Genomic DNA, 25,126 nt, shown 5'->3' with positions numbered 1-25,126 from the left:
AGCCCCTGGAGAGAGACGGAGCAGCGCGCATGCACGACATCGACATCAAGACCTTGCGATTGCTGGTTGCCGTGTGCGAGCACGGCAACATGGGCCGCGCCGCGCGCGACGAGCACATCGAGCCTTCGGCGATCAGCAAGCGCATCGCGCAGCTCGAGGCCAGCCTCGGCGTGCCGCTCCTCACGCGCTCGCGGCGCGGCGTGCAGCCTACGCCCGCGGGCGTCGCGCTGCTCGAGCACGCGCGCAGTGTGATCTTCACGCTCGAGCGCGCGCTCGGCGACATCGCGGCATTCGGCAGCGGCTTGCGCGGCAGCGTGAGCGTGTGCGCCTCCGCGTCGGCCATTGCCGAGGCGCTGCTGGACGACCTCGCCTCGTTCATGCGCATGCCGGCGCACCAGAACATCCGCGTGAACGTGGACGAGCGCACCTCCAGCGAGCTGGTGCAGCGCGTGCGCGATGGCGTGGCGGCGGTGGGCGTCTGCTGGGACAACGTGGAGCTCGCGGGCCTGCAGTCGCGGCCGTGGCGCGAGGACCGGCTCGCGCTCGCGGTGCATCCCGATCATCCGCTCGCGCGCCGCAAGAGCGTGGCGTTCGCCGATACGCTCGACTACGAGCACGTGGGCCTGCCGCCATCCACGGCGGTGCATACGCTGCTGCAGCGCTCGGCGGCGCGCAGCGGGCGCACCATCGACTATCGCGCGACCGTGTCGAATTTCGACGCAGCGTTCCGCGTGGTCGCGGCCAACCTCGGCATCAGCGTCGTGCCGCAGGAAGTCGCCCAGACCTACGCGCGCGTCATGAACGTGCGCACGCTTGCGCTCGCCGATGCCTGGGCGCGGCGGCGCTTCATCGTCTGCTTTCGCGAGTTCGACGCGTTGCAGCCCGCCGCGCAGCGCATGGTCGAACATCTCGTCGCGCGGGCGCAGTTGTCGGGCGCGGCAGCGCGCGACGCGGGCCAGGCGCGGGACTGAAGCGGCGCCTCACGAAGGCCGCGCCGAAGCCCCGTGCGTCGTTTACACTTCCAGCATTCCCGCATTCCCGGTTCACTCCCCAACGCTCGCTTCTTGCGCGCCCCAAGCCGCCTTTGCCATGCCTGATGAAAAACGCCGCCGCGTCGTAGTCGCAAGCCTGCTTGCCGCGCTCGGCGCCGCGCATGCCCGCGCGAGTGGCGGCGCGACGCGCAACTTCACCATCGCGCTGGTGCTCAAGGACCTCCCCGATGCCTTCACTCAGGCCATGGTCGCCGCCGCAAAGGTCTTTCAGGCGCACGCCCCCTACCCGTTCGCGCTGCTGGTGCAAGGCGTCGCGACGGAGACCGATGCGGACGGCCAGATCCGCCTCATCGACGCGCTGGCTGCCCGGCGCGTGAACGCCATCGTGCTCGCGCCCACCGATTCGCGCGCGCTCGTGCCGGCCGCGCGCCGCTGCGTGAAGCAAGGCATCCTCACGCTGACGATCGACAATCCGCTCGACGCCGACGCGCTTCGCGCGGCGGGCATCCGCGTGCCCTATGCGGGCCCCGACGACCGGCGCGCCGCGCGGCTCGTCGGCGACTATCTCGCGCATCGTCTGCGGCCAGGGGACCGGGTCGGCATTATCGAAGGCGTGCACGGCGCGCGTAATGCACAGCAGCGCACCGCCGGCTATCGCGATGCGATGCAGGCCGCGCACATCGATATCGCGGCCATCGCGCCCGGCGACTGGGACTATGGCAAAGGCCGTCTCGCGGCCGCTGCGATGCTCGCGGCGCACCCCGGCATCCGCGCGTTGCTCTGCGCGAACGACAACATGGCGCGCGGCGCCGTGGACGCCGTGCGCGCGGCGCAGTTGAGCGGCCGCGTCTTCATCACGGGCTTCAACGACGACGACGCCATCAAGCCGCTGATCAAGAAAGGCCAGGTGCTCGCCACACTCAACCAGTTCGCCGCGAAGCAGGCCGTCTACGGACTCGACGTGGCGATGCAGGCCCATGTCGAGCAGCAGACCCAGGACGATCTTTCGGACTTCATAGAAACGCCTGTTGTCCTCGTGACGAAGGACAACGTCTAAACCGCTCGCGCAATGAGACACCTCCCGCCCCTGAACGCTTTGCAGATCTTCGAAACGGTCGCCCGCTACGGCAGCTTCACGCGCGCGGCGGAGCACCTGTGCCTCACGCAGGGCGCGGTGAGCCGGCAGATCCTCGCGCTCGAAGAGTACTACCGGCTGCCGCTGTTCCGCCGCTCGCCCAAGGGTCTCACGCTCACGCCCGAGGGCGAGCAGTTGCTGCCCGCGGTGCGCGATGGTTTCGCGCGCATCGAAGAAGCCTCGATGCGCCTCACGCGCCAGCGCACCGAGCTGGCGCTCAAGGTGCCCACCTGCGTCATGCGCTGGATGCTGCCGCGCATCATGCGCTTCCAGGCCGAGCATCCCGACCTCCAGGTGCAGATCACCACTACCTGGCAGCACGAAGCAGATTTCCAGGCCGAGCCGTTCGATGCCGCCATCGTCTATGCGCCGGCGCCGGGCGCGGGCGTTCATGCGGTGCTGCTCTTCGACGAATACCTCACGCCCGTATGCGCGCCCGAGTTGCTGGCAAAGCATCCCCTCGCGCAAGCCGACGACCTCGCGCAGCAAACCCTGCTGCACCCGACCCGCGATCATCGCGACTGGAAGCTGTGGCTCACGCAAGCGGGCGCGCAGCACGTCAACGCCCACGCGGGCCCCACGTTCGAGTCGCTCGATCTCGCGACCAGCGCCGCGATGCAAGGCTTTGGCGTGGCTATCGGCGACCGCACCCTGGCCTGCGAGGACCTTGCCGCAAACCGGCTCGTGACGCCCTTCGAGCTGGCCGTGGCAACGGGGTGGCGCTACTATTTCGTCTACCCCGAATGCGTCGCGCAGCAACAGAAGGTGCAGCGCTTCAGCGAGTGGATCGCACACGATCGCGAGCGCCAGGGCGCCGGTTGACGGGCAAGCCGAACGGCGCCCGGAGCGCCATGAGGCAAACGCATGACCGCCATGAGAATTATTCGATTGCCGCGGCCGCGCGCTTTGGGCTAAATGGACGTTTTCTATCGTGGCGTCTGCAATGGCGCCGCCTGCCCGAGGGAGAACACATTGATGCAGAGCGCCGCCCGCACCCGCTCGAAGCTGCCCGACGTGGGTACGACGATCTTCACCGTCATCGGTCAGCTCGCCGCCGGGCACGATGCGCTGAATCTCTCGCAAGGCGCGCCCAGCTTCGAACCCGATGCGCGGCTCGTCGATAACGTGGCCGCCGCCATGCGCGCGGGCCATAACCAATACGCGCCGATGGCGGGCATTCACACGCTGCGCGAAGCGCTCGCCGCCAAGTTCGAAACGCTGCATGGCGCGCACTATGATCCGGCCAGCGAAGTCACGGTGACGGCGAGCGCGAGCGAAGGCCTCTACGCCGCGATCAGCGCGCTCGTTCATGCCGGCGACGAAGTCATCTATTTCGAACCGTCGTTCGACAGCTATGCGCCCATCGTCCGCCTGCAGGGCGCGACGCCCGTGGCCATCAAGCTCGCACAGCCGGATTTTCGCGTGAACTGGGACGAAGTCGCCGCCGCGATCAATCCGCGAACGCGCATGATCATCGTGAACACGCCGCACAATCCCACCGCCACGCTCCTCGACGAGCACGACATCGCGCGTCTCATGGCGCTCACGCGCAACACCGACATCGTGATTCTCTCCGACGAGGTCTACGAGCATGTGGTGTTCGACGGCGTGCAACACCAGAGCATGGCGCGCCACCGCGAACTGGCCGAGCGCAGCGTGATCGTTTCCTCGTTCGGCAAGTCGTATCACGTGACGGGCTGGCGCGTCGGCTATTGCCTCGCGCCAGCCGCGCTGATGGAAGAAATCCGCAAAGTCCATCAGTTCATGATGTTCGCCGCCGATACCCCGATGCAATACGCGTTCGCGCAAGCGCTCGCCGAGCCGGCGACGTATCTCGGCCTGGGCGCGTTCTATCAACGCAAGCGCGACTTGCTCGTGCAGGCGCTGGCCGGCTCGCGTTTCGAACTGCTGCCGAGCGCCGGCAGCTTCTTCCTGCTCGCCCGCTTTCGCGCGTTCTCCAGCGAGCGCGACAGCGATTTCGTGCTGCGCCTGATTCGCGACGCGCGCGTGGCGACCATTCCGCTCTCCGCGTTCTACACGGACGGCACCGACGACGGCCTCATCCGCCTGAGCTTTTCGAAAGACGACGCCACCCTGCTCGAAGGCGCGCGCCGGCTGTGCGCAATCTGAGCGAACGCGGACCGCTGCGAATATTTCGTACAACAAACGACAACCATCGCCACTTTGTATGGCATCGCCCAAGTGCCAAAGCGCCAGGGACGATCGACAGGAGATCACCATGAAGCTACCCAAGCTGCTGCTCGCACTCGCCTGCGCCTGTGCCGCGCTTCCGGCGTTCGCGCAGACGACGACGCTACGCTTCGGCGTGGAGGCGCAGTATCCGCCATTCGAATCCAAGGCCGCGGACGGCAGCCTGCAGGGCTTCGACATCGACATCGGCAATGCCGTGTGCGCCACGGCGCATCTCACCTGCAAGTGGGTCGAGACCTCGTTCGATGGATTGATCCCCGCGCTGAACGGACGCAAGTTCGACGCCATCAACTCCGCGATGAACGCAACGGCCAGGCGCCGCGAAGCCATCGACTTCACCACCGTGATCTATCGCGTCCCCACGCGCCTGATCGCCCGCAGCGACAGCGGCCTCACGCCCACCGCGGCATCGCTCAAGGGCAAGCAGGTGGGTGTGCTGCAATCGTCTATTCAGGAAACCTACGCAAAGGTGCACTGGCAACCCAAAGGCGTGAACGTCGTGCCCTACCAGGACCAGAACCAGATCTACGCCGATCTCGCGTCGGGACGCCTCGACGCGACGCTCCTGCTCGCGCCCGCCGGCCAGTCGGGCTTTCTTTCGCGGCCCGACGGCAAGGGCTTTGCGTTCGTCGGCGCACCGGTGCGCGACGACACGATCCTTGGCAGCGGCGTGGCGTTCGGCCTGCGCAAAGGCGACGATGCGCTGCGCCAGCGCCTGAATGTGGCCATCGCGACGCTCGAATCCGATGGCACCGTCACGTCGCTCGCGCACAAGTATTTCGGCGATATCGACGTGTCGCCGAAATAAGAGCTTGCGGATCGGGCCCCGCGCACGGAGACGCCAATCCGCAAAGCAGTGCTAACGATTACTGGCGCTTTTGCTGCTGCAAATATTGCTGCACGTCGCTCATCGAGACGCGGCCCGTATGCGCCGTATCGATCTGGTCGAAGTGCTGCGCGATATAGCCGAGGCCATTGCTTTGCGCCTGCGCCTTCGTGATCGAGGCGCCGTTGCTCAGCACCGAATTCGCGCCTAGCCGCGCTTCAATGCGCTTTTGCGCTTCTTGCTGCAACTGCGTGCCTGTGGATGGCGTCACGGGCATCGGACGGTTGGTGGGGAAAAACGGGCCGTCCACGCCGTGCCCGCCTTGCGGGAGCGTGACGGGTGCCACGGCCTGGGTGGCCGCCTGCGCGTTGCCGACCACGGCAGCGAGCACGATTAGCGGCGCGAGGCGCCACAGCTTATCGAATTCGGACATGATCACTCGCATTCAATGGGTGTGCCAAGGGATGGGCATGCGGTCCCCGGCTCGCCGGGGACCCGTCTCTCAAGCTTACTGCGTTGCCGTGGCCTGTGCCGTGGCCGTCGTCGGCGTCGTGGGCGTGCCGGCCGGGCTCTCGTCGGACCACGGCGCGGGCAACGTCCAGAGCGAAAGCGCCAGCGCAATGGGCTGTCCGGCGTAGTAGTTCGCGAGATCGGCCTTCATCTTCGGACGCGCCACGTCGTCCAGATAAATCATGTGTCCGCCCTGGAAGAAGTTCACCTGCAGGTTCGGCGCCAGTCCCTTCACCGTTTGCAGACGCGCGAGTTGCTTCTCCGTATTGAAGAACGGTGTGGCGAGATCGTGATAGCCGTTTTCGGACAGCACCTTCAACTGCGGATTCAGCTGAATCGCGCCCAGCAGATCAGGCAGCGTATCGGGCAGCGGCTGACCGTCGTGCGAGAAGTCCCATACGTTGATGATGTTGTCGTTCAGCGGCATATAGGTCGCGTTCGGCGCGCGGTAGCCGAGGTAATCGGGCATCTGCGTCGCCAGCGCGGTCGTGAACGGCTGCGAGATCAGAATGTCCGACGGGTCGCTGTCGCTCTGCAAGCGCGGGTCCGAATTGGGCAAGGACACGCGTCCATCGTAACGGCCGATGGTGGTACCCGGAATCAGTTCGAGATTGAACGGATTCGCGTTGAAATAGCCCTGTAGCGCCTGCAACGTCAGGCTCGATGGCCAACGCCACGAATCGAGCGTGCGCGCGGGCGGGAACACGGGCGTGCCGAGCGCGTCGGGTATGCCAAGCTGGCTCAGCACCCACGATTGCGCGTATTTTCCGAAATGGTTGTACTGGCCCGTCGCGAAGATCTCCGACTGATAGGCAAAGAGCCCCTGATCGATCATCGGCGGCGATACCTGATTGAAGTACGCGGCCACCTCGGCATAGCCGGGGTAGTAGCCCGCGAGCGTATCGGTATCGAGCGCGAGGCCCTCTGTTGAAGCCGTGATGGCCGTGGCCTCGATCGCATCGGCGAAATAATTCAGGATCGACGACTGCAGCACGATGCCCGTGAGCTTGACGCCGGCCGTCTCTAGCGCGAGCGCAAGCATGTCCGTGCGCGGCGTGCCATACGATTCGCCATAGAGATAGATGGGCGAGCCGCTGCGGTTGTTCACCGCGAGATAGCGCATGATGAAATCGCGCATCACGTTGACGTCCGGATCGCAGCCCCAGAAGCTCTGGTTCGTGTACGGCTGGATGGCCTCCGAAAGCCCCGTGCCCGGAGGATCGATGAAGACCATGTCCGTGGTATCGATCAGGCTGTCCGCGTTATCGACGAGCGGAAAGTTCGGCCAGTTCGTCATCAACGGGTCGGGCGTGGCCACACGCGTGGGCGCGAACGAACCCAGCCGCAGCCAGATCGACGCCGAGCCTGGCCCGCCGTTATAGATGAACGTGACGGGCCGCGGCGTGCCGTTCGTGCTCGGCGCGGTATAGGCGACGTACGACATCGTCGCTTCAGGCGTGCCGTCCGGATTCGAAGCCGTTAAATGGCCCGTGGTGGTCGTGTAATTGACCGTCGTTTTTCCCGCTGTCCATTGATAATGCATAATCGCCGCCTTTTCCGCGACTTTCTTGAGCGCAAGCGCGTCGCCTGCATTGGGCGAATAGGCGATCGGGTCCACATAAGGCTGATTGCGATTTTGCCCTTGCTGGTTGCCATTCTGCGATTGCTGATTCGCGGCCACCTCGTTCATTGCGCTCGCCCCAGAAGACCCGGAGCTGCCATCGCCGCCGCCGCATCCCGCGAGCATCAGCACGCCAACGATCAACGCGCAGGGCGCGGCTAGCCAGCCCACGCTGCGCGGGCGGCCCTTGCTGGAGCTACTGTCTGGATTCATTTCTGTCCCTGTGAATGGTGAAGTACCGCTACACAAAGGGCGCCTTCGCCGCGGAGACGCGTTGGGGAAAACAGACCGCACATGCAGGATTCGTCGGCACGCAATGGCTGACATCAAGCTTTCTATATTCCGACAGTTTTAATTCAATTCACCGGATCGGCAATTATTCCGGATTACTAACTATATAAATCGCTTGATTCCGGAAACTTGTACCGCCTTGCGCCAATTAGCCGGCTGAAATATTTCGTAATGAAACTCGGCAGAGGAAAAATAGGAGGTTTCGCAGCGCTTTGTCAAGACGAGTTTTTAGCCTATGCGCCGTGGATAATTGAAGGTCGTTTTAATTGCAGTGGCTTAATAAAATACGCAATAGCGTGAATGGGAGATTTTCTGAAATTCCTGATCTCCGCGCGGGGGATAACTTCTTCAGTTCGATGCGTACACAACGATTTATCCGCGCGTGCCACCACATCGCTCGACGTGGTGGCACGGCGGCCCCTACTCACTCAATGACTAATATCCTCAAGCGCCAAACCCCGCGTGTTCGGCCCGAGCAGAATCATCACAATACCCACGAACATCGCCACGCCGATGAAAATCGCCACGCCCGGCACGCCGTAGTGATGCAGCAGAATACCGATGGCCAGCCCCGCGAACGCCGCCGCGATCCGGCTCCACGAATACACGAAGCCCACCGCGCGGGCACGCACGCGCGTGGGGTAAAGCTCGGCCTGGTAGCCATGGTAGGCATACGACATCACGTTCGACGCCAGCGTGAACAGCACGCCCAGCACGATCAGCACCGAGGGCTGCGAGGCCTGGGAAAAGAGCGCGATAACAATCGCCATGATCAGAAGGCCGCCGACAATCTGCGTCTTGCGCTCGAGCTTGTCCGCGAACCACACACCGATTAGCGGTCCGAACGGATTCGCGATCGCGATCACGAACGCATAGGCAAGGCTCTGCGTGACGTGAATGCCACGATCGATCAGCAGCGTTGGCACCCAGGCCGCGAAGCCGTAGAAGCCGATCACCTGCGCCATGTTGAAGATCGAGAGAATCACCGTACGGCGCAGATAAGGCGGGCGCAGCACTTCGCCGAGCGAGCCGCGGCCGCCCTTTTCGAGCTGAATGGCGCCGGGCTGCGCGAGCTCGATGCCCTTCTCGGCCACCACGCGGCGCTCGATTTCAGCAACGATGCGCTCCGCTTCGTCCACATGTCCGTGGCGCGCGAGCCAGCGCGGGCTTTCCGGGATGTTGCGGCGCAGGAACCACACCACCACCGCGCCCACCGAGCCGATCAGAATCACGACGCGCCAGTAATCGAGGCCGAGCGGCTGCGTATCCTTGAGGATGTATGCGAGAAACGCCACCACGGGCACCACGCTGAACGTGATGAACTGGTTGACCGCATAGGCGCGCCCGCGCTCGGCGCTCGGAATCAGCTCGGAGATGTACGTGTCGATCGTGACCAGCTCGATGCCGATGCCGATGCCGGCGATGAAGCGCCAGATATTGAGCCCGAGGCCCGTCGTCTGGAACGCCATGATGGCCGTGCAGGCGACGTACCAGATCAACGACCACGTAAAGATGATGCGGCGCCCGTAGCGGTCGGCCACCTGACCGAACACCAGCGCGCCGACCCACAGCCCCGCGAACGTCGAGAACACGAAGGTGCCGAAGCCGGCGACCTTGAGCGGCCCGAGCGCGGAAAAGAAGCCGAGCGACTCGGGCGTGAAGAGGCCCGAATGCACCATGCCCGGCGCCACGTAGCCGGTGAAAAACAGGTCATAGAACTCGAACACCCCGCCGAGCGAAAGCAGAACCACCATCGTCCAGACTGTGCGCGACGGCGGCAGCCGGTCGAATCGGGCGGCTATTTCCGCGGATTTTTCTATCGACATCGGAATACCTCATTACATTTTGTAAGCATGGGGAGAGCAAAAGGCCGATGTATCGCACGCAATGCGAAACGAAGCGCACGCGGTCTCCTCGGCGCAGATCCTTGCGTCGTCATCGTTTTCGCGTCGCGGTGCGCGCTCGCGAGACGCAGCAAGCCGCCGCCGCACGCATTCGAAATGCGACACAGCTTGCAGCTTATTGGCACCGGAGCATCGAGACACCTGGTTGAAACCCAAATTCGCGCGTTTTGTGATGCCATGCGGGGCCGATATGGCCGCTATGTGGAATGCGATGGATTTTCGTTCTGTCGAACCGGGTTGCGTTTTTTACGCGGCCATCGAAGTGAGCGATGGCCGCGGAAATCCACTCGACCGGATGCTGGATTGGCCAACCCAGATATCGGCACCCCACACTTTATTTAGATTCGTGCACCGACCCGGCATCAATACGCTTCCCGTCGACCCGGAAATCGCCCCCGCGACGACCTCGAGCGGCAAAAAATTCTTCTATAAGACTGCCCGATTCCTTCCCCTTTTTACAAGGGTCTTTACCACCTTGACAAGCAATCGACGGCTCGAACAAAAAATCACGCACGGCGCGCGGGAATCGCCCACGACACCCCGCGAGGCCTTACCCGGCGGCCTCCCAGGCTGTGAACGTTTTCAGCGCGCGTGCGCCCGATCGGTGCAAACGCGCCACGTTCGCGGCCAATCAGGACCGCGCAACGGCTTTCCACAATATGAAATCGATGGACAGTAAGCCCCCAGAGCTCCGCAAATTGAGGCAAAATCCAGGTGTTTCGCCGACTGCGCGCAGCCGGTGGTCTTACCACCCCGTTTTTGAACCCCGCCAAGAAGCCGATGAGTACTCAGCAACCCACCATCATCTATACCCTGACCGATGAAGCGCCGCTGCTCGCCACCAGCGCGTTTCTGCCGATCATCCGCACCTTCGCTGCGCCGGCCGGCGTGAACGTCGAGACCAGCGATATTTCCGTGGCGGGCCGTATCCTCGGCGAATTTCCGGAGTTCCTGAGCGAAGACCAGCGCGCGCCGGACAATCTGGCCGAACTCGGTCGCCTCACGCAGCTGCCGGAAACGAACATCATCAAGCTGCCGAACATCAGCGCTTCGGTGCCGCAGCTCGTTGCCGCGATCAAGGAACTGCAGAACAAGGGCTTCAAGGTCCCCGACTATCCGGAAGACCCGAAGACCGACGAAGAAAAGTCCATTCAGAAGCGCTACTCGAAGTGCCTCGGCTCCGCGGTGAACCCGGTGCTGCGCGAAGGCAACTCGGACCGCCGCGCGCCGCTCGCCGTGAAGAACTACGCGAAGAAGCACCCGCACAGCATGGGCGAGTGGAGCATGGCTTCGCGCACGCACGTCGCGCACATGAAACACGGCGACTTCTACCACGGCGAAAAGTCGATCACGAACGACCGCGCGCGCGAAGTGCGCATGGAACTCGTGACGAAGAGCGGCGAGACCATCGTCCTCAAGCCGAAGGTTTCGCTGCAGGCCGGCGAGATCGTCGACAGCATGTTCATGAGCAAGAAGGCGCTGCTCGCGTTCTACGAAGAGCAGATGGAAGATGCGCGCAAGACCGGCATCATGCTCTCGCTGCACGTGAAGGCCACCATGATGAAGGTCTCGCACCCCATCGTGTTCGGCCACGCCGTGCGCACGTTCTACAAGGACGCGTTCGAGAAGCACGCGAAGCTGTTCGAAGAGCTCGGCGTGAACGTCAACAACGGCATGGTCGATCTGTACACGAAGATCGAAGCGCTGCCCGAATCGAAGCGCGAAGAAGTGATCCGCGACCTGCACGCGTGCCATGAGCACCGTCCGTCGCTCGCGATGGTCGACTCGGCCAAGGGCATCTCGAACCTGCACGCGCCGAACGACGTGATTGTCGACGCGTCGATGCCCGCGATGATCCGCGCCGGCGGCAAGATGTGGGGCGCCGACGGCCGCCCGGCCGACACCAAGTGCCTGATTCCGGAAAGCACGTTCGCGCGCATCTACCAGGAAATCATCAACTTCTGCAAGACCAACGGCGCATTCGATCCGCGCACGATGGGCACGGTGCCCAACGTCGGCCTGATGGCGCAGAAGGCCGAAGAGTACGGCTCGCACGACAAGACCTACGAGATCCCGCAAGACGGCACGGCGCGCATCGTCGACAACGCCACGGGCGAAGTCATCGACGCGCTCACGCAGGAAGTCGAGCAGGGCGACATCTGGCGCATGTGCCTCGTGAAGGACGCGCCGATCCGCGACTGGGTCAAGCTCGCCGTCACGCGCGCGCGCAACTCGGGCATGCCGGCCGTGTTCTGGCTCGACCCGTACCGTCCGCACGAAAACGAGCTGATCAAGAAGGTCGAGGCCTACCTGAAGGACCACGACACGGACGGCCTCGAGATCCATATCATGTCGCAGGTTCGCGCGATGCGTTACTCGCTCGAGCGCGTGATCCGCGGTCTGGACACGATCTCGGTCACGGGCAACATCCTGCGCGACTACCTGACCGACCTGTTCCCGATCATGGAGCTGGGCACGAGCGCGAAGATGCTCTCGATCGTTCCGCTGATGGCGGGCGGCGGCATGTACGAAACGGGCGCGGGCGGCTCGGCGCCGAAGCACGTGCAGCAGCTCGTACAGGAAGACCACCTGCGCTGGGATTCGCTCGGCGAATTCCTCGCGCTGGCCGTCTCGCTCGAAGACCTCGGCATCAAGACGAACAACGCGCGCGCCAAGCTGCTCGCGAAGACGCTCGACGCCGCCACCGGCAAGCTGCTCGACAACAACAAGGGCCCGTCGCCGAAGACGGGCGAGCTCGACAACCGCGGCAGCCAGTTCTACCTCGCGATGTACTGGGCGCAAGAGCTGGCCGCGCAGAAGGACGATGCCGAGCTCGCCGCTCACTTCGCCCCGCTCGCGAAGGCGCTGGCCGAGAACGAGCAGACCATCGTGAGCGAGCTCGCCGCGGTGCAGGGCAAGCCGGTCGACATCGGCGGCTACTACAAGCCGGACTTCGCGAAGCTCGCCGCAGTCATGCGCCCGAGCAAGACGTTCAACGCAGCACTCGAAGCCGTGGCGAAGTAAGCCGCGCGCGAAGCCGGGAGGCTGGGCTGGGGGCTACCCCGCCCGGCCTCGTCCGGTACGAGGCGTCTTGCCTCATTCACGTAAATCGCCCTTGCAGCGTATCTCGCTGCAAGGGCGATTTTGTTTTGGCGGGGTTCAGTTCACGTGCCGCATCCGCCGTTTTGTCCTAATTGAACCGATGAATGGCGGCAGCTATGCGCGCTACCGTGCGATGATCGAAGCAGGACAAGAGACCTTTCCGCAATATTCACGGCAAACACTCCATGCGAACGACCTCTCATGGCAGCCCCCGAATAGCGCTCGGACGTGTACTCAAGCAACCGCTGCTGAACGCCGTGGCGTGGTTGCCCGATGGGGTCCAGCGGGCCATGTTCACGCCCCCGATACGGCGTATCTGCATTCGTGTACCGGTGCTGCGCGCGGTCTACTCGGGGTGTCTGCGCCGCCATCCGATCGATCTTCAGTATGGAACGGACACGAGCGGCCTCGTGGATCCGCCCATCGCGCACCGTGACGCCCACCTCGTTGGGCAACTGCGGCCTTACATGGGCTCGCAGCCCACGATCATCCGCCGCGCGCTCGACACGCTCGGCGATATCGCCGGCTATACCTTTATCGACATTGGCTGCGGCAAGGGCCGGCCCATGGTCGTCGCCTCCGAATATCCGTTCGCGCTGGCGCTGGGCTACGACATCAGTGCGGACCTTGTGAGGATAGCTAACGAAAATTCCGTCGTCATGGCACGGCACTATCCACAAAGGCCGCCTATTCGCGCGCTGCACGCCAATGCCGCCGAGTTGCGGTTTCCGGCGGGCAAGGTGGTCGTATTCCTGTTCAATCCGTTCGGCCCCGAATTGATGGCGGAGTTGCTCGACAAGCTGGAGTCAGCGCTCGCGAACGGCACCATCGAGCACCTCTTCATCGTGTACGACAACCCGGTTTGCGGAGCGGTTTTCGACGCATCGAGCCATTTGCAACGCTGGTTTGCCGGGGTATTTCCCTACGACCGCGGCGAAGTGGGTTTTGGGCCGGAAGACGCGGAGAGCGTCGTCATCTGGCAGAGCTTGCGCGGCGCACGCCCCGACAAATTTTCGGATCGCCATCGCCGCATTGAAACCAAGGACCGGCTCAGCGCTTCCCTCGAAGACTGAGCGCCCCTCGCCGCCGCGAAAAACTCATCGAGAGAGGATAAGCCTGTGCCGACTGCCACGGTCGCGATGCCCGCGTCGACGCTCTCACCCGCTGCTTTGCGCTACGAATTGCTCACCTGCGGAACCATCGACGCCCTGCGCGCCTTCGAGCCGCAATGGCGCGCGCTTTCCGCATCGGCCGAAGCCCATTCGCCTTTCATCGACTTTGCTTACTTCGAGGCCGCGGCGGCCGCGGCCATGGCGCTCGGCGCAACGATCGAAGTCGCGACGGTGCGCGATGCCCACGAGTTGCTCGTGCTATGGCCCGTTGCAATCACGCGCAAGGGCGCACTGCGCAGCGCCGAGGCGCCCGGTTGCGGATGCGGCGAAGAATACGGCGGCCCCTTGATCGCCGATACGCGCCGCACCGAGCTCTACGACGCCGCGGTCCAGGCCATCCTGCGCATTCACGCCGACGTGCTGCACATTCCCATGCTCGAAAACGGCAGCGCGCTGCAGCGTGCGCTCAATGCGGCGCCGCAATCATGGGTGCAGGCGTCGCTGCCTGCCCGCTGGCGCGTCATGCCCGGCTACGCGATCGGGCTGCGCGCCTACCCCGCCTGGAGCGATTTCCTCGCGACACGGCATGCCACGTTGCGGGCCGCGCTGCGCTCCAGTATCAAACGGCTGCGGCGCAACGGCGAAGTCCGTATCGGCTGGTGTGAAAGCGCGGACGAAACGGCGCGCGTCTTGACCTGGCTGTTTGCGAACAAACGCCAATGGGCGCTCAAGCGCGGAATCGAGTCGCGCTATCTGATGGATGACCGCATGCGCGATTTTTTCATCGACCTTGCGCGCAAGATCGACCTCAGCCGCATGCCGCTTGTCGCCTGCGTGCAAGTCGACGGGCAGCCGGTGGCCGCTTCGGTCAATCTCGTTGGCGCGCGTGCGATCGAGTACCTGATCACGACGTATGACGAGGCGTTCAGCGTGTATTCCGTCGGCAACCTGCTGGTCGAGTACCTGGCCCAATGGGCCCATGCGAATGGCCGCGATTTCGATTTCCGGCCCCTGCACGGCGACTACAAGGCGCGCTGGGCAGATCGCGAAACCTGCCATGAATCGCGGCTCGTGGTGCTCAATGCGCGTGGACGATTAATCGAATTGCCGTTGGCATGGGCCCAGGTAAAGCGCGTCTACCGCAAGGCCCGCGCGATCACCGCCTGACGCCCGGCCTTCGCCCAGCGAGGCGCATTCGTAAAAGCCGGCATCTGGTTTCCCCTAGGACCACGATCAACACCTCTTTTTGAAAAGTGCTTGCTATCGCACCACCGCTGCAATACATTGGTCTCTCCAAAACCAATTTGGGAGACCGATCATGCGTCAACTCATTACCGCCGTAGTCGCCGCTTCGGCATTCGGCGCAGTCGCGGCCCACGCGCAGGAAGTCGTCGTTATCGGGCATTCCGCCCCGCTGACCGGTCCGCAGGCGGCCAACGGCAAGGACAATGAGAATGGCGCGCGCCTCGCTATCAACGAGCTCAATGCGCAGCACGTGAGCGTCGCGGGCAAGGCGGTCACCTTCAAACTGGATTCGCAGGACGACCAGGCGGACCCGAAGGTCGGCGTGCAGGTCGCCCAGAATCTGGTCGATCACGGCGTGGTCGCCGTCATCGGTCCGTACAACTCCGGCGTGGCGATCCCGGCATCGCGCGTCTATCACAGCGCGAATATCCCGATGCTGCCCGTCGCGTCCAATCCCGCGCTGACGCAGCAGGGCTTCAAGAATATTTTCCGCATCGGCGCGAGCGACGAGCAACTGGGCGGCACGATGGCCGAATTCGCGGTCAAGACGCTCCACGCCAAAACGGCCGCCATCATCGACGACAGAACGGCCTACGGCCAGGGCGTGGCCCAGCAGTTCGAAGACGTCGCGAAAGCCAATGGCCTGAAGATCGTCGATCATCAGTTCACGAATTCCCAGGCGACCGACTTCCTCGGCATCCTCACGGCCATCAAGGCCGAAAATCCCGATGTGATCTTCTTCGGCGGCTACGCGGCCCAGGGCGCGCCCATGGCCAGGCAGATGCGTCAGCGCGGCCTGCGCGCCAAGCTGCTGGGCGGCGACGGCATTTGCTCGGCCGACATGGGCAAGGTGGCCGGCGATGCGGCCTCCATCGTCTATTGCGCCCAGGGTGGCGTCGCGCTGGACAAGACGCCCGAAGGCCGCGACTTCCTGAAGAAGTACCACGACGCCTACCATATGGACACCCAGGTCTATGCGGTGAACTACTACGACGGCGTGAAGCTGCTGGCCGACGCGATGGTCAAGGCCGGCACGACCACGGACAAGGCGAAGCTCATCGATCAGTTGTCCAAAGAACATTACAAGGGCGTCGCGGGCACCTATTCGTTCGACGCGAAGGGCGATCTCGTCGGCGCGCCCACCACGGTTTATGTCATTCGCAACGGGCTCCCCGCGCCCTATGCCCAGTAAGTCACTCATCCGCTTGACCATTCGACTCTCATGAAACCGACACGTACTATTTCTACCGTCGAAGTGCATACCGGCGGCGAGGCATTCCGCATCGTCACGAGCGGCCTGCCGCGCCTGCCGGGCGACACCATCGTGCAGCGCCGCGCGTGGCTCAAGGAAAACGCCGACGATATCCGCCGCGCGCTGATGTTCGAGCCGCGCGGCCACGCGGACATGTATGGTGGCTATCTCACCGAGCCCATTTCGCCGGGCGCGGACTTCGGCGTGATTTTTCTGCACAACGAAGGTTATAGCGACCATTGCGGCCACGGCGTCATTGCGCTGTCCACGGCGGCCGTCGAGCTGGGCTGGGTGCAGCGGACGACGCCCGAAACGCGGGTCGGCATTGACGCGCCCTGCGGTTTCATCGAGGCCTTCGTGAAGTGGGACGGCGAGCACGCGGGCAGCGTGCGCTTCGTGAACGTGCCGTCATTCCTGTGGAAGCGCGACGTGACGGTGGAAACGCCGAGCTTCGGCAAAGTCACGGGCGATATCGCCTACGGCGGCGCGTTTTATTTCTATGTCGACGGCGCGCCTTTCGATCTGCCGGTGCGCGAATCGGCGGTCGAAAAGCTCATTCGTTTCGGCGCCGAAGTCAAGGAAGCCGCCAACAAGGCCTTCCCGGTCCAGCATCCGGAGATTCCCGAGATCAATCACATCTACGGGACGATCATTGCCAACGCGCCGCGCCATGCGGGGTCGACTCAGGCCAATTGCTGCGTGTTCGCCGATCGCGAAGTCGACCGCTCGCCCACGGGCTCGGGAACCGGCGGACGCGTGGCGCAGCTCTATCAGCGCGGCGAACTGAAGGCCGGCGAAACGCTCGTGAACGAGTCCATCGTCGGCACGATATTCAAGGGCCGCGTGCTGCGCGAGACTTCGGTCAATGGCATGCCCGCCGTGATTCCCGAAGTCGAGGGCGAGGCGTATATCTGCGGTTTCGCGCAGTGGATCATCGACGAACGCGATCCGCTCACCTACGGCTTCCTCGTGCGCTAAGACCCATTCTCCCCCGTACCTGGGGTTTGCGACGCACGTCCGGGTTCTTCCCGGCGTGCGCCTTTTTTGCCTGCCATTCCCGATCTTCGCGCCGATAGTCGGAGTCGCGCGTATCAGAGGGGCGCGATATCGCGCTGGACCCGATGGATATGCTGCTCCACGTAGAACGCGGCAGCGTCTGCGTCGCCGGTCACGATGGCTTCGTAAATGAGCCGGTGCTCCGCGACGTAAAGGCGAATGCGGGCGGGATCGTAAATGCCGTCGTCCTTGAGACGCTTCCACAAGGACTGGTCCATCGTGTCGGCAATCTCCTGGGCGAGCTTCACGAGCAGCGCATCGCCGGTCATCACCGCAAGCTGGCGATGAAACAGGCGGTCGCTGTTGTTCCAGAGCGCACGTTCTTCGGGGTCCGAAACATCGGTGAGCGTCTCCATCTGCGCGAGATAGTGCTCGGCCAGCGCGTCGCGCTTCCTGTGGGCCGCCGCCCGGCGCGCAATGGCGGGTTCGAGAATCAGGCGGACGTCCAGCGTCGCCGACGGGCTGTAATCGGGCTCGACGAGACTGGCTTCGGCCATGCCCGCTGGCGCGCTGGCCCGCGCGAGCACGTCGGGCGCATTCGCCGCGACGTAGGTGCCCGAATTTCTGCGCGTGACGACGAGGCCTTCGTTCTGGAGCGCGCCGATCGCCTCACGCACGGCCGGACGCCCGACGCCGAACAGGGCAGCCAGTTCGCGCTCGGAAGGCAGGCGCGATTCCGGAAGATAAATACCAGCCCGGATCTCGGCGCGGATCTTTTCGCAGACCTGCTCGTAGATCTGGAGGGGGCGGAAATTCGCGGGGAAATCGATGCGTGCGGAAGCCATGTTGGATCGGTCGGAGCGTTGGTCTCCAATATACCACTTACGACCATAGCAAAAACCACCCGAGCCGCTGCGTACCCATATTGCGTCGATGTGGCCTGCAGGAATTCCAGCCAAGGTCAACACACCGGATTCATGGATTGATAACCAGCCAAATGTGGTTTAAATTGAATCCACTTAAGCGACTTCTCCAAAGCGAGTCTTCCCAGCCATGACCCCTCCGCCAGTCAAAACTTTCGACGCGCACGCCACGGCCGCGCTGCTCGACTATCCGACGCTCGTGCAGATGCTGCGCGAAACCATCGTGGAATACGCCGACGGAAAGATTGTGAGTCCTGAACGTCTGGTCATCCCCTTGCAGGAAGGCGGCGTGATGCTTTCGATGCCGTCGAGCGCGAGCGACATTGCGATCCACAAGCTGGTCAACGTGTGCCCGACAAACGGCAAGCGGCAACTCCCGACCATCCACGGACAGGTCATTGCGTGCGACGCGCACACGGGCGAGATGCTGTTCGTGCTCGACGGGCCCACGGTCACCGGGCGCCGGACCGCGGCGGTCAGCGCGCTCGGCATCATGTGCCTGCACGCGAGCGCGCCGCAGGAGATCCTCATCATCGGCACGGGAAAACAGGCCGTCAATCATGTGGAAGCGTTCGCGGCGCTCTTTCCGCAGGCGCGGTTGCTTGCGAAGGGCTCGACGCCGGAGCGCACGCAGCACTTCGTCGAATCGCTGCGTGCGATCGCGCCCAATCTCCGCGCGCTCGACGGCGATATTCCCGATTCGGTCGATGTCGTCGTGACGGTCACGACGAGTCAAACGCCCGTTTATACCGCGCCTGCGCGGGCCGGGCGTCTGGTCGTCGGCGTCGGCGCGTTCACGCCTGCGGCGGCGGAAGTGAGCAAAGCGACTGTGGACAGCAGTTTCCTCGTCGTCGACGATCCCGCGGGCGCGAAGCACGAGGCCGGCGACCTGATTCAGGCGGGCGTCGACTGGGCGAACGTGAATGCGCTGGCTGCGGCGATCAAGGGTGATCTCAAGCCCGTAGCGCCGGTCTTTTTCAAGAGCGTTGGCTGTGCCGCGTGGGATCTGGCGGCTTGCCGGGTCGCTCGCGCGCATGCCGGCTGAAGGCATGCGCGCATTGCACATCACCCGCTAACTCAAACTCCGGCGGCGTCGGCCAGCGGCGCCTGCGCCAGCCGCTTGCGATAGACGAAGTACACCAGCGACACCCCTACGAGCCAGGGTACGCCCACGATCCACGAGATGTCCCAGAACTCGGTGTCGAGCCCCATCGTCACGAGAATCGCGGCGAGCAGCGCGATGCCCGTGATCTGCGCAACCGGAAAGAACGGCATGCGCACGGGCAGCGCGCGGCCACGCCATGCGCGACGGAAGCGCAGGTGCGTCACGAGAATCACGATCCACACGAAGATGCCGCCGAACAGCGCGATGCCGAACAGGTAGTTGTACGCGAGCGGGCTGAAGAACGACACCGCCGCGGCAGCCAGAATGCCCGCGCCCGAGATCAGCGTCGCGACGAGCGGCGTGCCGTTGGCCGAGAGCTGGCCGATCCAGCGCGGCGAGTAGCCGCCACGCGCCAGCGAAAACAGCGTGCGCGACGAGAGATAGATGTTCGTGTTCATGCTCGACAACGCCGCCGTGATCACGACGAAGTTCATGAGCCCTGCCGCATGAGCAATGCCCGCATGGGCGAACAACTTCACGAATGGGCTCTGCTGCACGACCTTCGCCCCCGCTTCCGTCCACGGCAGATACGCCACCATGATGCCGAGCGCGAGAATATAGAACAGCGTGAGGCGCAGCACCATCGAGCGCAACGCGTTCGGAATCGCCTTCGACGGGTCCTTGGCCTCGCCCGAGGTCACGGCCACGATCTCGACGCCATAGAACGAGAAGATCGCCATCAGCACGCCCATCCAGACGCCGCCAAAACCGTGAGGCATGAAGCCGCCCGGCAAGCCCGTGAGGTTGTGCATGCCCACCGCCGCCGTGCCGGTGCCGAGACCAAACAGATGCGCGAGGCCCACGACGATGAAGCCGAGAATCGCCACCACCTTGATGAGCGCGAACCAGTACTCGAACGAGCCGAAGTTCGTGACCGAGCGGCAGTTCACGTAGACGAGCGCGATGCCGAACGCCATCGACCACATCCACACGGGCACGCCGGGAAACCAGAAGCCCATGTAAACGCCCACGGCGATGGCCTCGCCGCCCACCGCCACCACTTCGATGATCCAGTACGTGTAGCGCACGACGAAGCCGGTCCAGCGGTTCAGATACATTTCGGCATACGTACCGAACGAGCCCGCGGTCGGATGCGCGACCGCCATCTCCGCGAGGCTGAACACCATGATGACCGCGATGAGCGCGGCGATCGCATAGCTGATCAGCACGGCCGGACCCGCATAGCCGATGGCGATGCCGCTGCCCATGAAGAGGCCCGTGCCAATCGCGCCGCCTATGCCGATCATCGCGATCTGGCGTTGCGAAAGCGCCTTGTGCAGCCCCTTTTCGCGTGAGGTGATGCTTGTGTCTTCCATGTCGTTGCTCCCTTGGGAGAGTCGGACTGCGTAGCGAGTCAGGTGAAGGTCAGGCTGCGGGCAGCAGCGTGGAGAGGCTGTCGATCACGGCGGGCTGCGTGAGCACGCCCGGCGAAAGACGGAGCGTCTGGCCGCGCGTATCCACGAGCACGCCGTGGGTGGCGAGCTTCGCTTCGAGCGCGCGCGGGTCCACATGCGCGGGCAAATCGGCCATCACGCTACCGCCGCGCTCGCTCTCGTTGCGCGGCGAGCGCAGCGCGTAGCCTTTGCTGTCGCACAGCGCGATGAGGCGTCTCGCGAGCGCGAGATTGTGCTCGCGCATGCCGGCCGCCGCGGGCGAGAGCCGCCACGCGAGTCCCGGCGCGGAGGCCACGAACGGCAGGAACGAGGGCGTGCCGTGGTCGAAGCGGCGCGCATCGGGGGCGAGCGAAAAGCGCGAAAGGTCCCAGTTGAAGGGGTCCGGCTGGCTGAACCAGCCCTGCACCATCGGCGCGAGATCGTCGTCGATCAGGGCCGGCGCCAGATACGCGAGACCGGTGCCGGGTGCGCCGCAGAGCCACTTGAGCGTGGTGGTGGCCGCGAAGTCCACGCCCGGGTGCGTGACGTCGAAATCGAGAATGCCCGCGCCCTGGGTGATGTCCACGGCAATCAGGCTGCCTTGCGCCTGGCCATGGGCGACAAGACGCGCGAGGTCCGCGCGCTTCGACGCCGTGGACGTGACCCAGGTGACGATGGCGAGTGCCACGTCGTCGTGCCAGCGCGCGATGAAGGCGTCGTCGCTCACGTAGGCCGCACCGCTTTCGAGCGGCACGGTGTCGAGCGTGAAGCCCAGCACGTTCGCCAGATTGGCCAGCATGTAGTGCAGGCTCGGAAAGCAGTCGCCCGCGATCAGCACGCGCTTGCCCGCGAGCCGCCTGCTGCCCAGTGCGCCCACGAAGCGCGCGAACGCGTCGGTCACGTTCTCGGCGGCGAACACCGCGTGTGCGGGCGCATGTACGAGCCGCGCCCACGAATCGAGCACCTCGCGGCGCGCTTCGAGACCATAGTCCCAGCGATCGAGGTCAGGGCGGCACCAGCTCGACGCGAACGTGTCGAGCGCGCCGCGCACCGCCTCCTCCTGACCTGGAAACATGCCCACCGAGTGATAGAGCAGCCAGCCGGCCCGTGTGGAATCGTCGTATTTACTATTCATTCGTAATCCTTCATAAGCTCGTGACGCCGAAATCAGAACATATGGCGCATGCCGACGCCCACGCCCAACTGATTGCTCTTGCCCGGCAATTCCGTGTACGCGCCGCCGCTCACCTTGTTGTAGTCGACGGTCGCATAGACCTGGCTGCGCTTGGAGAGCGAATACTCGGCGAGCAGCACGCCCGTGTAGCGCTTGCCGCCGTTGCCCGCGAAGCCGTTCACGTCGTTCATGTCGTCGTAGTAGAACGCGCCCGTGAGCGCGAGCGCGGGCGTCGCCTGATATTGCACGCCGGTGAAGAGCGTCATGTCGCGGCGCGGGTTTTGCGCGAACGAGCCCGTGGTGACGGTGCGGCTCGGGTCGTTGAGCGATTCGTCCACGAAACCGGTGGCGTCGCGCCCGCCCATGTAGCCGACGAAGAGCGTCGCGTGGCCGAGTGCGTACTTGCCGCCCACGCCCCACATGCGCTGCACGTTGTTGGAGAGGTCGCGCTGTTCCTGGTAGGTGCCGCCGAAGCTCGCCGGCCCGAGATCGTAGGAAACGCGCAGGCCCCAATACGAGTTCTGGCTCAGGCTGCCCGGCTGCTGCCCGAAGCCGTAGGTCGCGCCCAGATGCAGGCCGCCGAACTGGCCCGCATAGGCGGCGGTGTTGTCGATACGGCCGATCGTCATGAAGAACGGCCAGGAGTTCGCCGTGTAGTTGCCGACCGTGAGCGGATCGAAGTCGCCGAAGAAGTTGAACGACTCCGTGCCCTGGCGGCCCAGCGTGAAGGTGCCGAGGCGCCCCGAGAGACCCACGTAGGCATAGCGGCCGAACAGGCGGTTCATGTCCACCGTGCCGTTTTGCGGCTCGAAGCCGCTTTCGAGGCGAAACAGCGCAGTCATGCCGCCGCCCAGATCCTCTTCGCCCTTCAAGCCCCAGCGGCTATTGGTGATGGCGCCGTTGGCGAGTTGCACCTGATTGTCGTTCTGCGCGTTCGCGTTGGTGGTGAAGCGCACGCTCTGATCGACGATGCCGTACAGCGTAACGGCGCTCTGCGCGAGCGCGCTGCCCGAGAGCCCTACGCCGAGGGTCGCGATCGCAGCCTTGAGTTTGCGTTGCATGGTCTCTTTTCTCTCTTCTCTTGAGTGGAATGTCTTCGATGGAATTCCGTGGACACGCCGTTGCGCGGCGTTTATTTCGTATAACGAATCACCTGCGTGACTTGGCTGTCGCCGATCATCCGCGCACGAACCGTTCGAGCCGGTCCATCGCCTCGATGAGGCTCGCATCGCTGCGCGCGTAGCACAGCCGGATCTGCTGCGCCGACTCCTCGCCGAAGGCGATGCCGGGCGCGAGGCCCACGCCCGCGTCGCGTACGGCGCGCTTGCAAAAGTCGAGCGTGTCGGTCACGCCTTCCACGCTGAACATCAGATAGAACGACGCCTGGTTCGGCACCACCTTCACGCCCGGCATCGCCCGCAGCCGTTCGAGCGCGATTTGCTGGCCGCCGCGGCAGCGCTCGACGAACGAGCGCACGAACGACTCGCCCTCGTTGAGCGCCACCGTGGCGCCGGCCTGCAAAAAGGCCTGGCCACCGCTCGTGTTGAACTGGATGAGTTTCTCGAAGGTCTCCAGCATCGCGCGCGGATAGACGAGCCAGCCCATGCGCCAGCCCGTCATGGCCCAGGCCTTCGAGAAACTGTTGACCACGAACAGCGGGTCGTCGGGCATCGCGTATTCGAGCATCGAGGCCGCGTGCGAGCGGTCGTAGACGATGCGCTGATACACCTCGTCCGCGAGGATAGCGATGCCGCGCTTGCGCGCGAACTCCATGAGCGCGCGCTGTTGCTCCGCTTCGATCATCCAGCCCGTGGGATTGCCGGGCGACGCGTAGTAGATCGCTCGCGTGCGCGCATCGCAGGCGTCGAAGAGACGCTGCAGATCGAGATGCCAGCCATCGTCGCCATGGCCGAGCGGCACCGCGCGCACCTCGCCGCCCGTGATCGTGATGGCGCGCAGGATGTTGGGCCACGAAGGCGTCACGCACACGACGTTGTCACCGGGTTCGATCAGCGCCTGCGCGACCAGCATGACCGAGTTCATGCCCGAGCACGTGGCCGCAATGCGCTCATCTTCCAGCGTCACGCCGCACAGGCGCTGGTAATAAGCCGCAATCGCTTCGCGCAGCGGGGCAATGCCGCGGTTCTGCGAATAAAAGGTCTGGCCGCCGGCGAGCGCCGCGGCGGCCGCGTCGCAAAACGGCTTGGGCGTCGGCAAATCGCTTTCGCCCGCCCACAGGCCGATGACGTCGGTACGCCCGACGCCCAGGCGCCATACGTCGATGATGGGCGAGTCGGGCATGGCCAGGATCGCGTCTCGGGTGAGGTTCATCGCGTCTCCAATCGGTTCGATCGTGCTGGGTTTAAAAGCGGTTTAAATACGGTTTAAATGCCGTTCAAATGACATCAAGCCGGTGCCATTCAGGCTTCTTCGCGTGCCTGCGCCAGCGCGCTGTGAAAGCCCTGGCGGACCAGTTCGATGTCGTTCGCGCACACCGCCATCCGGTAGCCGTCGGCGAAGGCGCGGTGGGCCGCGTGGGCGTCTGCCGTGAAAAGGCCGCATGGCAGGCCGTGCGCACGCGCGGCGCGCTGAACACGCTCGCAGTCGCGCTCGAGCACGGCGGGATCGTGTGTGCCGCGCGACAGCGCGAGGTCGCCGGTGCCGATGAACAGATAGTCCACGCCGGGCACCGCCGCGATGGCCTCAACGTTCTCCACGCCTTGCACGGTTTCGATGAGCAGCCCCACGGCCACTTCGCGGTCGGCCATGAGCATGGCGTCGATGCCGGCCAGCAAGGGCCGCACGCCCCCGCCCGAGCGGCGGCCGTGCGGCGGGTAGCGGCACGCATCGACGGCGCGGCGCGCGTCGTCGACGGTTTCGACGAGCGGCACGAGCACCGAGGCCGCGCCGGCGTCGAGCGCCTGAGAGATGGCCGCGGGCCCGTTCTCGGCGCAGCGCGCAATCACGGGAACCCGCTGCGCCGCCGCGCCGATCGCGGCTTCGAGCGTGCCGCGCTCCCACAGCCCGTGTTGCAGGTCCAGCACTAGCGCCGCGGGCTTCGCGTGCACCGCGAACTCCGCCATCGGTACGCTGCCCAGCGCCAGCCAGATCAGGTCGAGCGGCTGGGTGCCGCGCAGCCCCGGCTTGAGCGATTGAAAAAGCATGAACGTCACTCCCGACACATTCGTCCCGCACGTGGCGCACTTCGTGTTCCGCCGTCCGCTTCGTGCATTCTGAATTCAGTTTTTTGGTTGAGAGCAAGGTAAGCGGAGAAAATGCCGCTGTCAAACAAAA

General features: G+C 64.4%; 21 protein-coding genes. 12 read left to right on the top strand and 9 right to left on the bottom strand.

Annotated features, from left to right (window positions below):
* The first annotated feature begins 29 nt into the window (after window positions 1-29).
* The 5 genes from U5775_RS04915 to U5775_RS04895 all read left to right on the top strand — a co-directional run bounded on the left by U5775_RS04915 (window position 30) and on the right by U5775_RS04895 (window position 5,146).
* Window positions 30-971, top strand: coding sequence for a LysR family transcriptional regulator (locus U5775_RS04915; RefSeq protein ID WP_322056994.1), 942 nt, complete (start codon window positions 30-32; stop codon window positions 969-971).
* 118 nt (window positions 972-1,089) lie between these two features.
* Window positions 1,090-2,049 (top strand): substrate-binding domain-containing protein, encoded by a 960-nt coding sequence (locus U5775_RS04910; RefSeq protein WP_322056993.1) that lies wholly within the window; start codon window positions 1,090-1,092, stop codon window positions 2,047-2,049.
* Window positions 2,050-2,061: 12 nt separating this feature from the next.
* On the top strand, window positions 2,062-2,949 hold the full coding sequence (gcvA, locus tag U5775_RS04905) for a transcriptional regulator GcvA (protein WP_322056992.1): 888 nt from the start codon (window positions 2,062-2,064) through the stop codon (window positions 2,947-2,949).
* A gap of 153 nt (window positions 2,950-3,102) precedes the next feature.
* On the top strand, window positions 3,103-4,257 hold the full coding sequence (locus U5775_RS04900; protein WP_322056991.1) for a methionine aminotransferase: 1,155 nt from the start codon (window positions 3,103-3,105) through the stop codon (window positions 4,255-4,257).
* 109 nt (window positions 4,258-4,366) lie between these two features.
* Window positions 4,367-5,146, top strand: coding sequence for an ABC transporter substrate-binding protein (locus tag U5775_RS04895; RefSeq protein WP_322056990.1), 780 nt, complete (start codon window positions 4,367-4,369; stop codon window positions 5,144-5,146).
* Between the two features lie 58 nt (window positions 5,147-5,204).
* Here U5775_RS04895 and U5775_RS04890 read toward each other — a convergent pair whose 3' ends face one another.
* The 3 genes from U5775_RS04890 to U5775_RS04880 all read right to left on the bottom strand — a co-directional run bounded on the left by U5775_RS04890 (window position 5,205) and on the right by U5775_RS04880 (window position 9,412).
* A complete protein-coding gene (locus U5775_RS04890; RefSeq protein ID WP_322056989.1) occupies window positions 5,205-5,597 on the bottom strand; it encodes a 2-oxoglutarate dehydrogenase in 393 nt (130 codons plus the stop codon).
* A 75-nt stretch (window positions 5,598-5,672) separates the two neighbouring features.
* Complete coding sequence (locus U5775_RS04885; RefSeq protein WP_322056988.1) at window positions 5,673-7,508, bottom strand: S10 family serine carboxypeptidase-like protein; 1,836 nt, start codon at window positions 7,506-7,508, stop codon at window positions 5,673-5,675.
* Between the two features lie 506 nt (window positions 7,509-8,014).
* Window positions 8,015-9,412: an MFS transporter gene (locus U5775_RS04880; protein ID WP_415913512.1), complete on the bottom strand. Its 1,398-nt coding sequence runs from the start codon at window positions 9,410-9,412 to the stop codon at window positions 8,015-8,017.
* A 223-nt stretch (window positions 9,413-9,635) separates the two neighbouring features.
* Between U5775_RS04880 and U5775_RS04875 the strand changes: the two genes are divergently transcribed.
* From U5775_RS04875 to lhpH, 6 genes are all read left to right on the top strand, one after another.
* Entirely contained in the window at window positions 9,636-10,169 is a 534-nt protein-coding gene (locus U5775_RS04875) for a hypothetical protein (RefSeq protein ID WP_322056987.1), read from the top strand.
* Window positions 10,170-10,270: 101 nt separating this feature from the next.
* Complete coding sequence (locus U5775_RS04870) at window positions 10,271-12,514, top strand: NADP-dependent isocitrate dehydrogenase (RefSeq protein ID WP_322056986.1); 2,244 nt, start codon at window positions 10,271-10,273, stop codon at window positions 12,512-12,514.
* A gap of 488 nt (window positions 12,515-13,002) precedes the next feature.
* Complete coding sequence (locus U5775_RS04865; RefSeq protein ID WP_322056985.1) at window positions 13,003-13,665, top strand: class I SAM-dependent methyltransferase; 663 nt, start codon at window positions 13,003-13,005, stop codon at window positions 13,663-13,665.
* A gap of 45 nt (window positions 13,666-13,710) precedes the next feature.
* Complete coding sequence (locus tag U5775_RS04860; protein WP_322056984.1) at window positions 13,711-14,871, top strand: GNAT family N-acetyltransferase; 1,161 nt, start codon at window positions 13,711-13,713, stop codon at window positions 14,869-14,871.
* 151 nt (window positions 14,872-15,022) lie between these two features.
* Window positions 15,023-16,141, top strand: coding sequence for a branched-chain amino acid ABC transporter substrate-binding protein (locus U5775_RS04855; protein WP_322056983.1), 1,119 nt, complete (start codon window positions 15,023-15,025; stop codon window positions 16,139-16,141).
* Between the two features lie 30 nt (window positions 16,142-16,171).
* A complete protein-coding gene (lhpH, locus tag U5775_RS04850; RefSeq protein WP_322056982.1) occupies window positions 16,172-17,179 on the top strand; it encodes a trans-3-hydroxy-L-proline dehydratase in 1,008 nt (335 codons plus the stop codon).
* A 113-nt stretch (window positions 17,180-17,292) separates the two neighbouring features.
* Here lhpH and U5775_RS04845 read toward each other — a convergent pair whose 3' ends face one another.
* Window positions 17,293-18,042, bottom strand: a complete 750-nt coding sequence (locus U5775_RS04845) for a FadR/GntR family transcriptional regulator (protein WP_322056981.1) — start codon at window positions 18,040-18,042, stop codon at window positions 17,293-17,295.
* A 208-nt stretch (window positions 18,043-18,250) separates the two neighbouring features.
* Here U5775_RS04845 and lhpI point away from each other — a divergent pair, with 208 nt between their 5' ends.
* Window positions 18,251-19,165, top strand: a complete 915-nt coding sequence (gene lhpI / locus U5775_RS04840) for a bifunctional Delta(1)-pyrroline-2-carboxylate/Delta(1)-piperideine-2-carboxylate reductase (protein ID WP_322056980.1) — start codon at window positions 18,251-18,253, stop codon at window positions 19,163-19,165.
* A gap of 32 nt (window positions 19,166-19,197) precedes the next feature.
* Here lhpI and U5775_RS04835 read toward each other — a convergent pair whose 3' ends face one another.
* The 5 genes from U5775_RS04835 to U5775_RS04815 form a co-directional block, all read right to left on the bottom strand.
* Entirely contained in the window at window positions 19,198-20,601 is a 1,404-nt protein-coding gene (locus U5775_RS04835; protein WP_322056979.1) for an amino acid permease, read from the bottom strand.
* Window positions 20,602-20,650: 49 nt separating this feature from the next.
* A complete protein-coding gene (locus U5775_RS04830) occupies window positions 20,651-21,793 on the bottom strand; it encodes an aminotransferase class V-fold PLP-dependent enzyme (protein WP_322056978.1) in 1,143 nt (380 codons plus the stop codon).
* A gap of 32 nt (window positions 21,794-21,825) precedes the next feature.
* Complete coding sequence (locus U5775_RS04825; protein ID WP_322056977.1) at window positions 21,826-22,893, bottom strand: porin; 1,068 nt, start codon at window positions 22,891-22,893, stop codon at window positions 21,826-21,828.
* 115 nt (window positions 22,894-23,008) lie between these two features.
* Entirely contained in the window at window positions 23,009-24,163 is a 1,155-nt protein-coding gene (locus tag U5775_RS04820; protein ID WP_322056976.1) for a pyridoxal phosphate-dependent aminotransferase, read from the bottom strand.
* Between the two features lie 89 nt (window positions 24,164-24,252).
* Window positions 24,253-24,996: an HpcH/HpaI aldolase family protein gene (locus tag U5775_RS04815; protein ID WP_322056975.1), complete on the bottom strand. Its 744-nt coding sequence runs from the start codon at window positions 24,994-24,996 to the stop codon at window positions 24,253-24,255.
* Between the last annotated feature and the right edge of the window lie 130 nt (window positions 24,997-25,126).

The sequence above is a fragment of the Paraburkholderia sp. J63 genome (assembly GCF_905220245.1).
GTDB lineage: Bacteria > Pseudomonadota > Gammaproteobacteria > Burkholderiales > Burkholderiaceae > Paraburkholderia.
The sequence above is the reverse complement of the archived record's forward strand: the minus strand, read 5'-3'. Positions and strand labels throughout refer to the sequence as shown.

Coding starts and splice junctions, on each gene's coding strand:
- U5775_RS04915 (WP_322056994.1), top strand. CDS start 30: ATGCACGACATCGACATCAAGACCTTGCGATTGCTGGTTGCCGTGTGC.
- U5775_RS04910 (WP_322056993.1), top strand. CDS start 1,090: ATGCCTGATGAAAAACGCCGCCGCGTCGTAGTCGCAAGCCTGCTTGCC.
- gcvA (WP_322056992.1), top strand. CDS start 2,062: ATGAGACACCTCCCGCCCCTGAACGCTTTGCAGATCTTCGAAACGGTC.
- U5775_RS04900 (WP_322056991.1), top strand. CDS start 3,103: ATGCAGAGCGCCGCCCGCACCCGCTCGAAGCTGCCCGACGTGGGTACG.
- U5775_RS04895 (WP_322056990.1), top strand. CDS start 4,367: ATGAAGCTACCCAAGCTGCTGCTCGCACTCGCCTGCGCCTGTGCCGCG.
- U5775_RS04890 (WP_322056989.1), bottom strand. CDS start 5,597: ATGTCCGAATTCGATAAGCTGTGGCGCCTCGCGCCGCTAATCGTGCTC.
- U5775_RS04885 (WP_322056988.1), bottom strand. CDS start 7,508: ATGAATCCAGACAGTAGCTCCAGCAAGGGCCGCCCGCGCAGCGTGGGC.
- U5775_RS04880 (WP_415913512.1), bottom strand. CDS start 9,412: ATGTCGATAGAAAAATCCGCGGAAATAGCCGCCCGATTCGACCGGCTG.
- U5775_RS04870 (WP_322056986.1), top strand. CDS start 10,271: ATGAGTACTCAGCAACCCACCATCATCTATACCCTGACCGATGAAGCG.
- U5775_RS04855 (WP_322056983.1), top strand. CDS start 15,023: ATGCGTCAACTCATTACCGCCGTAGTCGCCGCTTCGGCATTCGGCGCA.
- lhpH (WP_322056982.1), top strand. CDS start 16,172: ATGAAACCGACACGTACTATTTCTACCGTCGAAGTGCATACCGGCGGC.
- U5775_RS04845 (WP_322056981.1), bottom strand. CDS start 18,042: ATGGCTTCCGCACGCATCGATTTCCCCGCGAATTTCCGCCCCCTCCAG.
- lhpI (WP_322056980.1), top strand. CDS start 18,251: ATGACCCCTCCGCCAGTCAAAACTTTCGACGCGCACGCCACGGCCGCG.
- U5775_RS04835 (WP_322056979.1), bottom strand. CDS start 20,601: ATGGAAGACACAAGCATCACCTCACGCGAAAAGGGGCTGCACAAGGCG.
- U5775_RS04830 (WP_322056978.1), bottom strand. CDS start 21,793: ATGAATAGTAAATACGACGATTCCACACGGGCCGGCTGGCTGCTCTAT.
- U5775_RS04825 (WP_322056977.1), bottom strand. CDS start 22,893: ATGCAACGCAAACTCAAGGCTGCGATCGCGACCCTCGGCGTAGGGCTC.
- U5775_RS04820 (WP_322056976.1), bottom strand. CDS start 24,163: ATGAACCTCACCCGAGACGCGATCCTGGCCATGCCCGACTCGCCCATC.
- U5775_RS04815 (WP_322056975.1), bottom strand. CDS start 24,996: ATGCTTTTTCAATCGCTCAAGCCGGGGCTGCGCGGCACCCAGCCGCTC.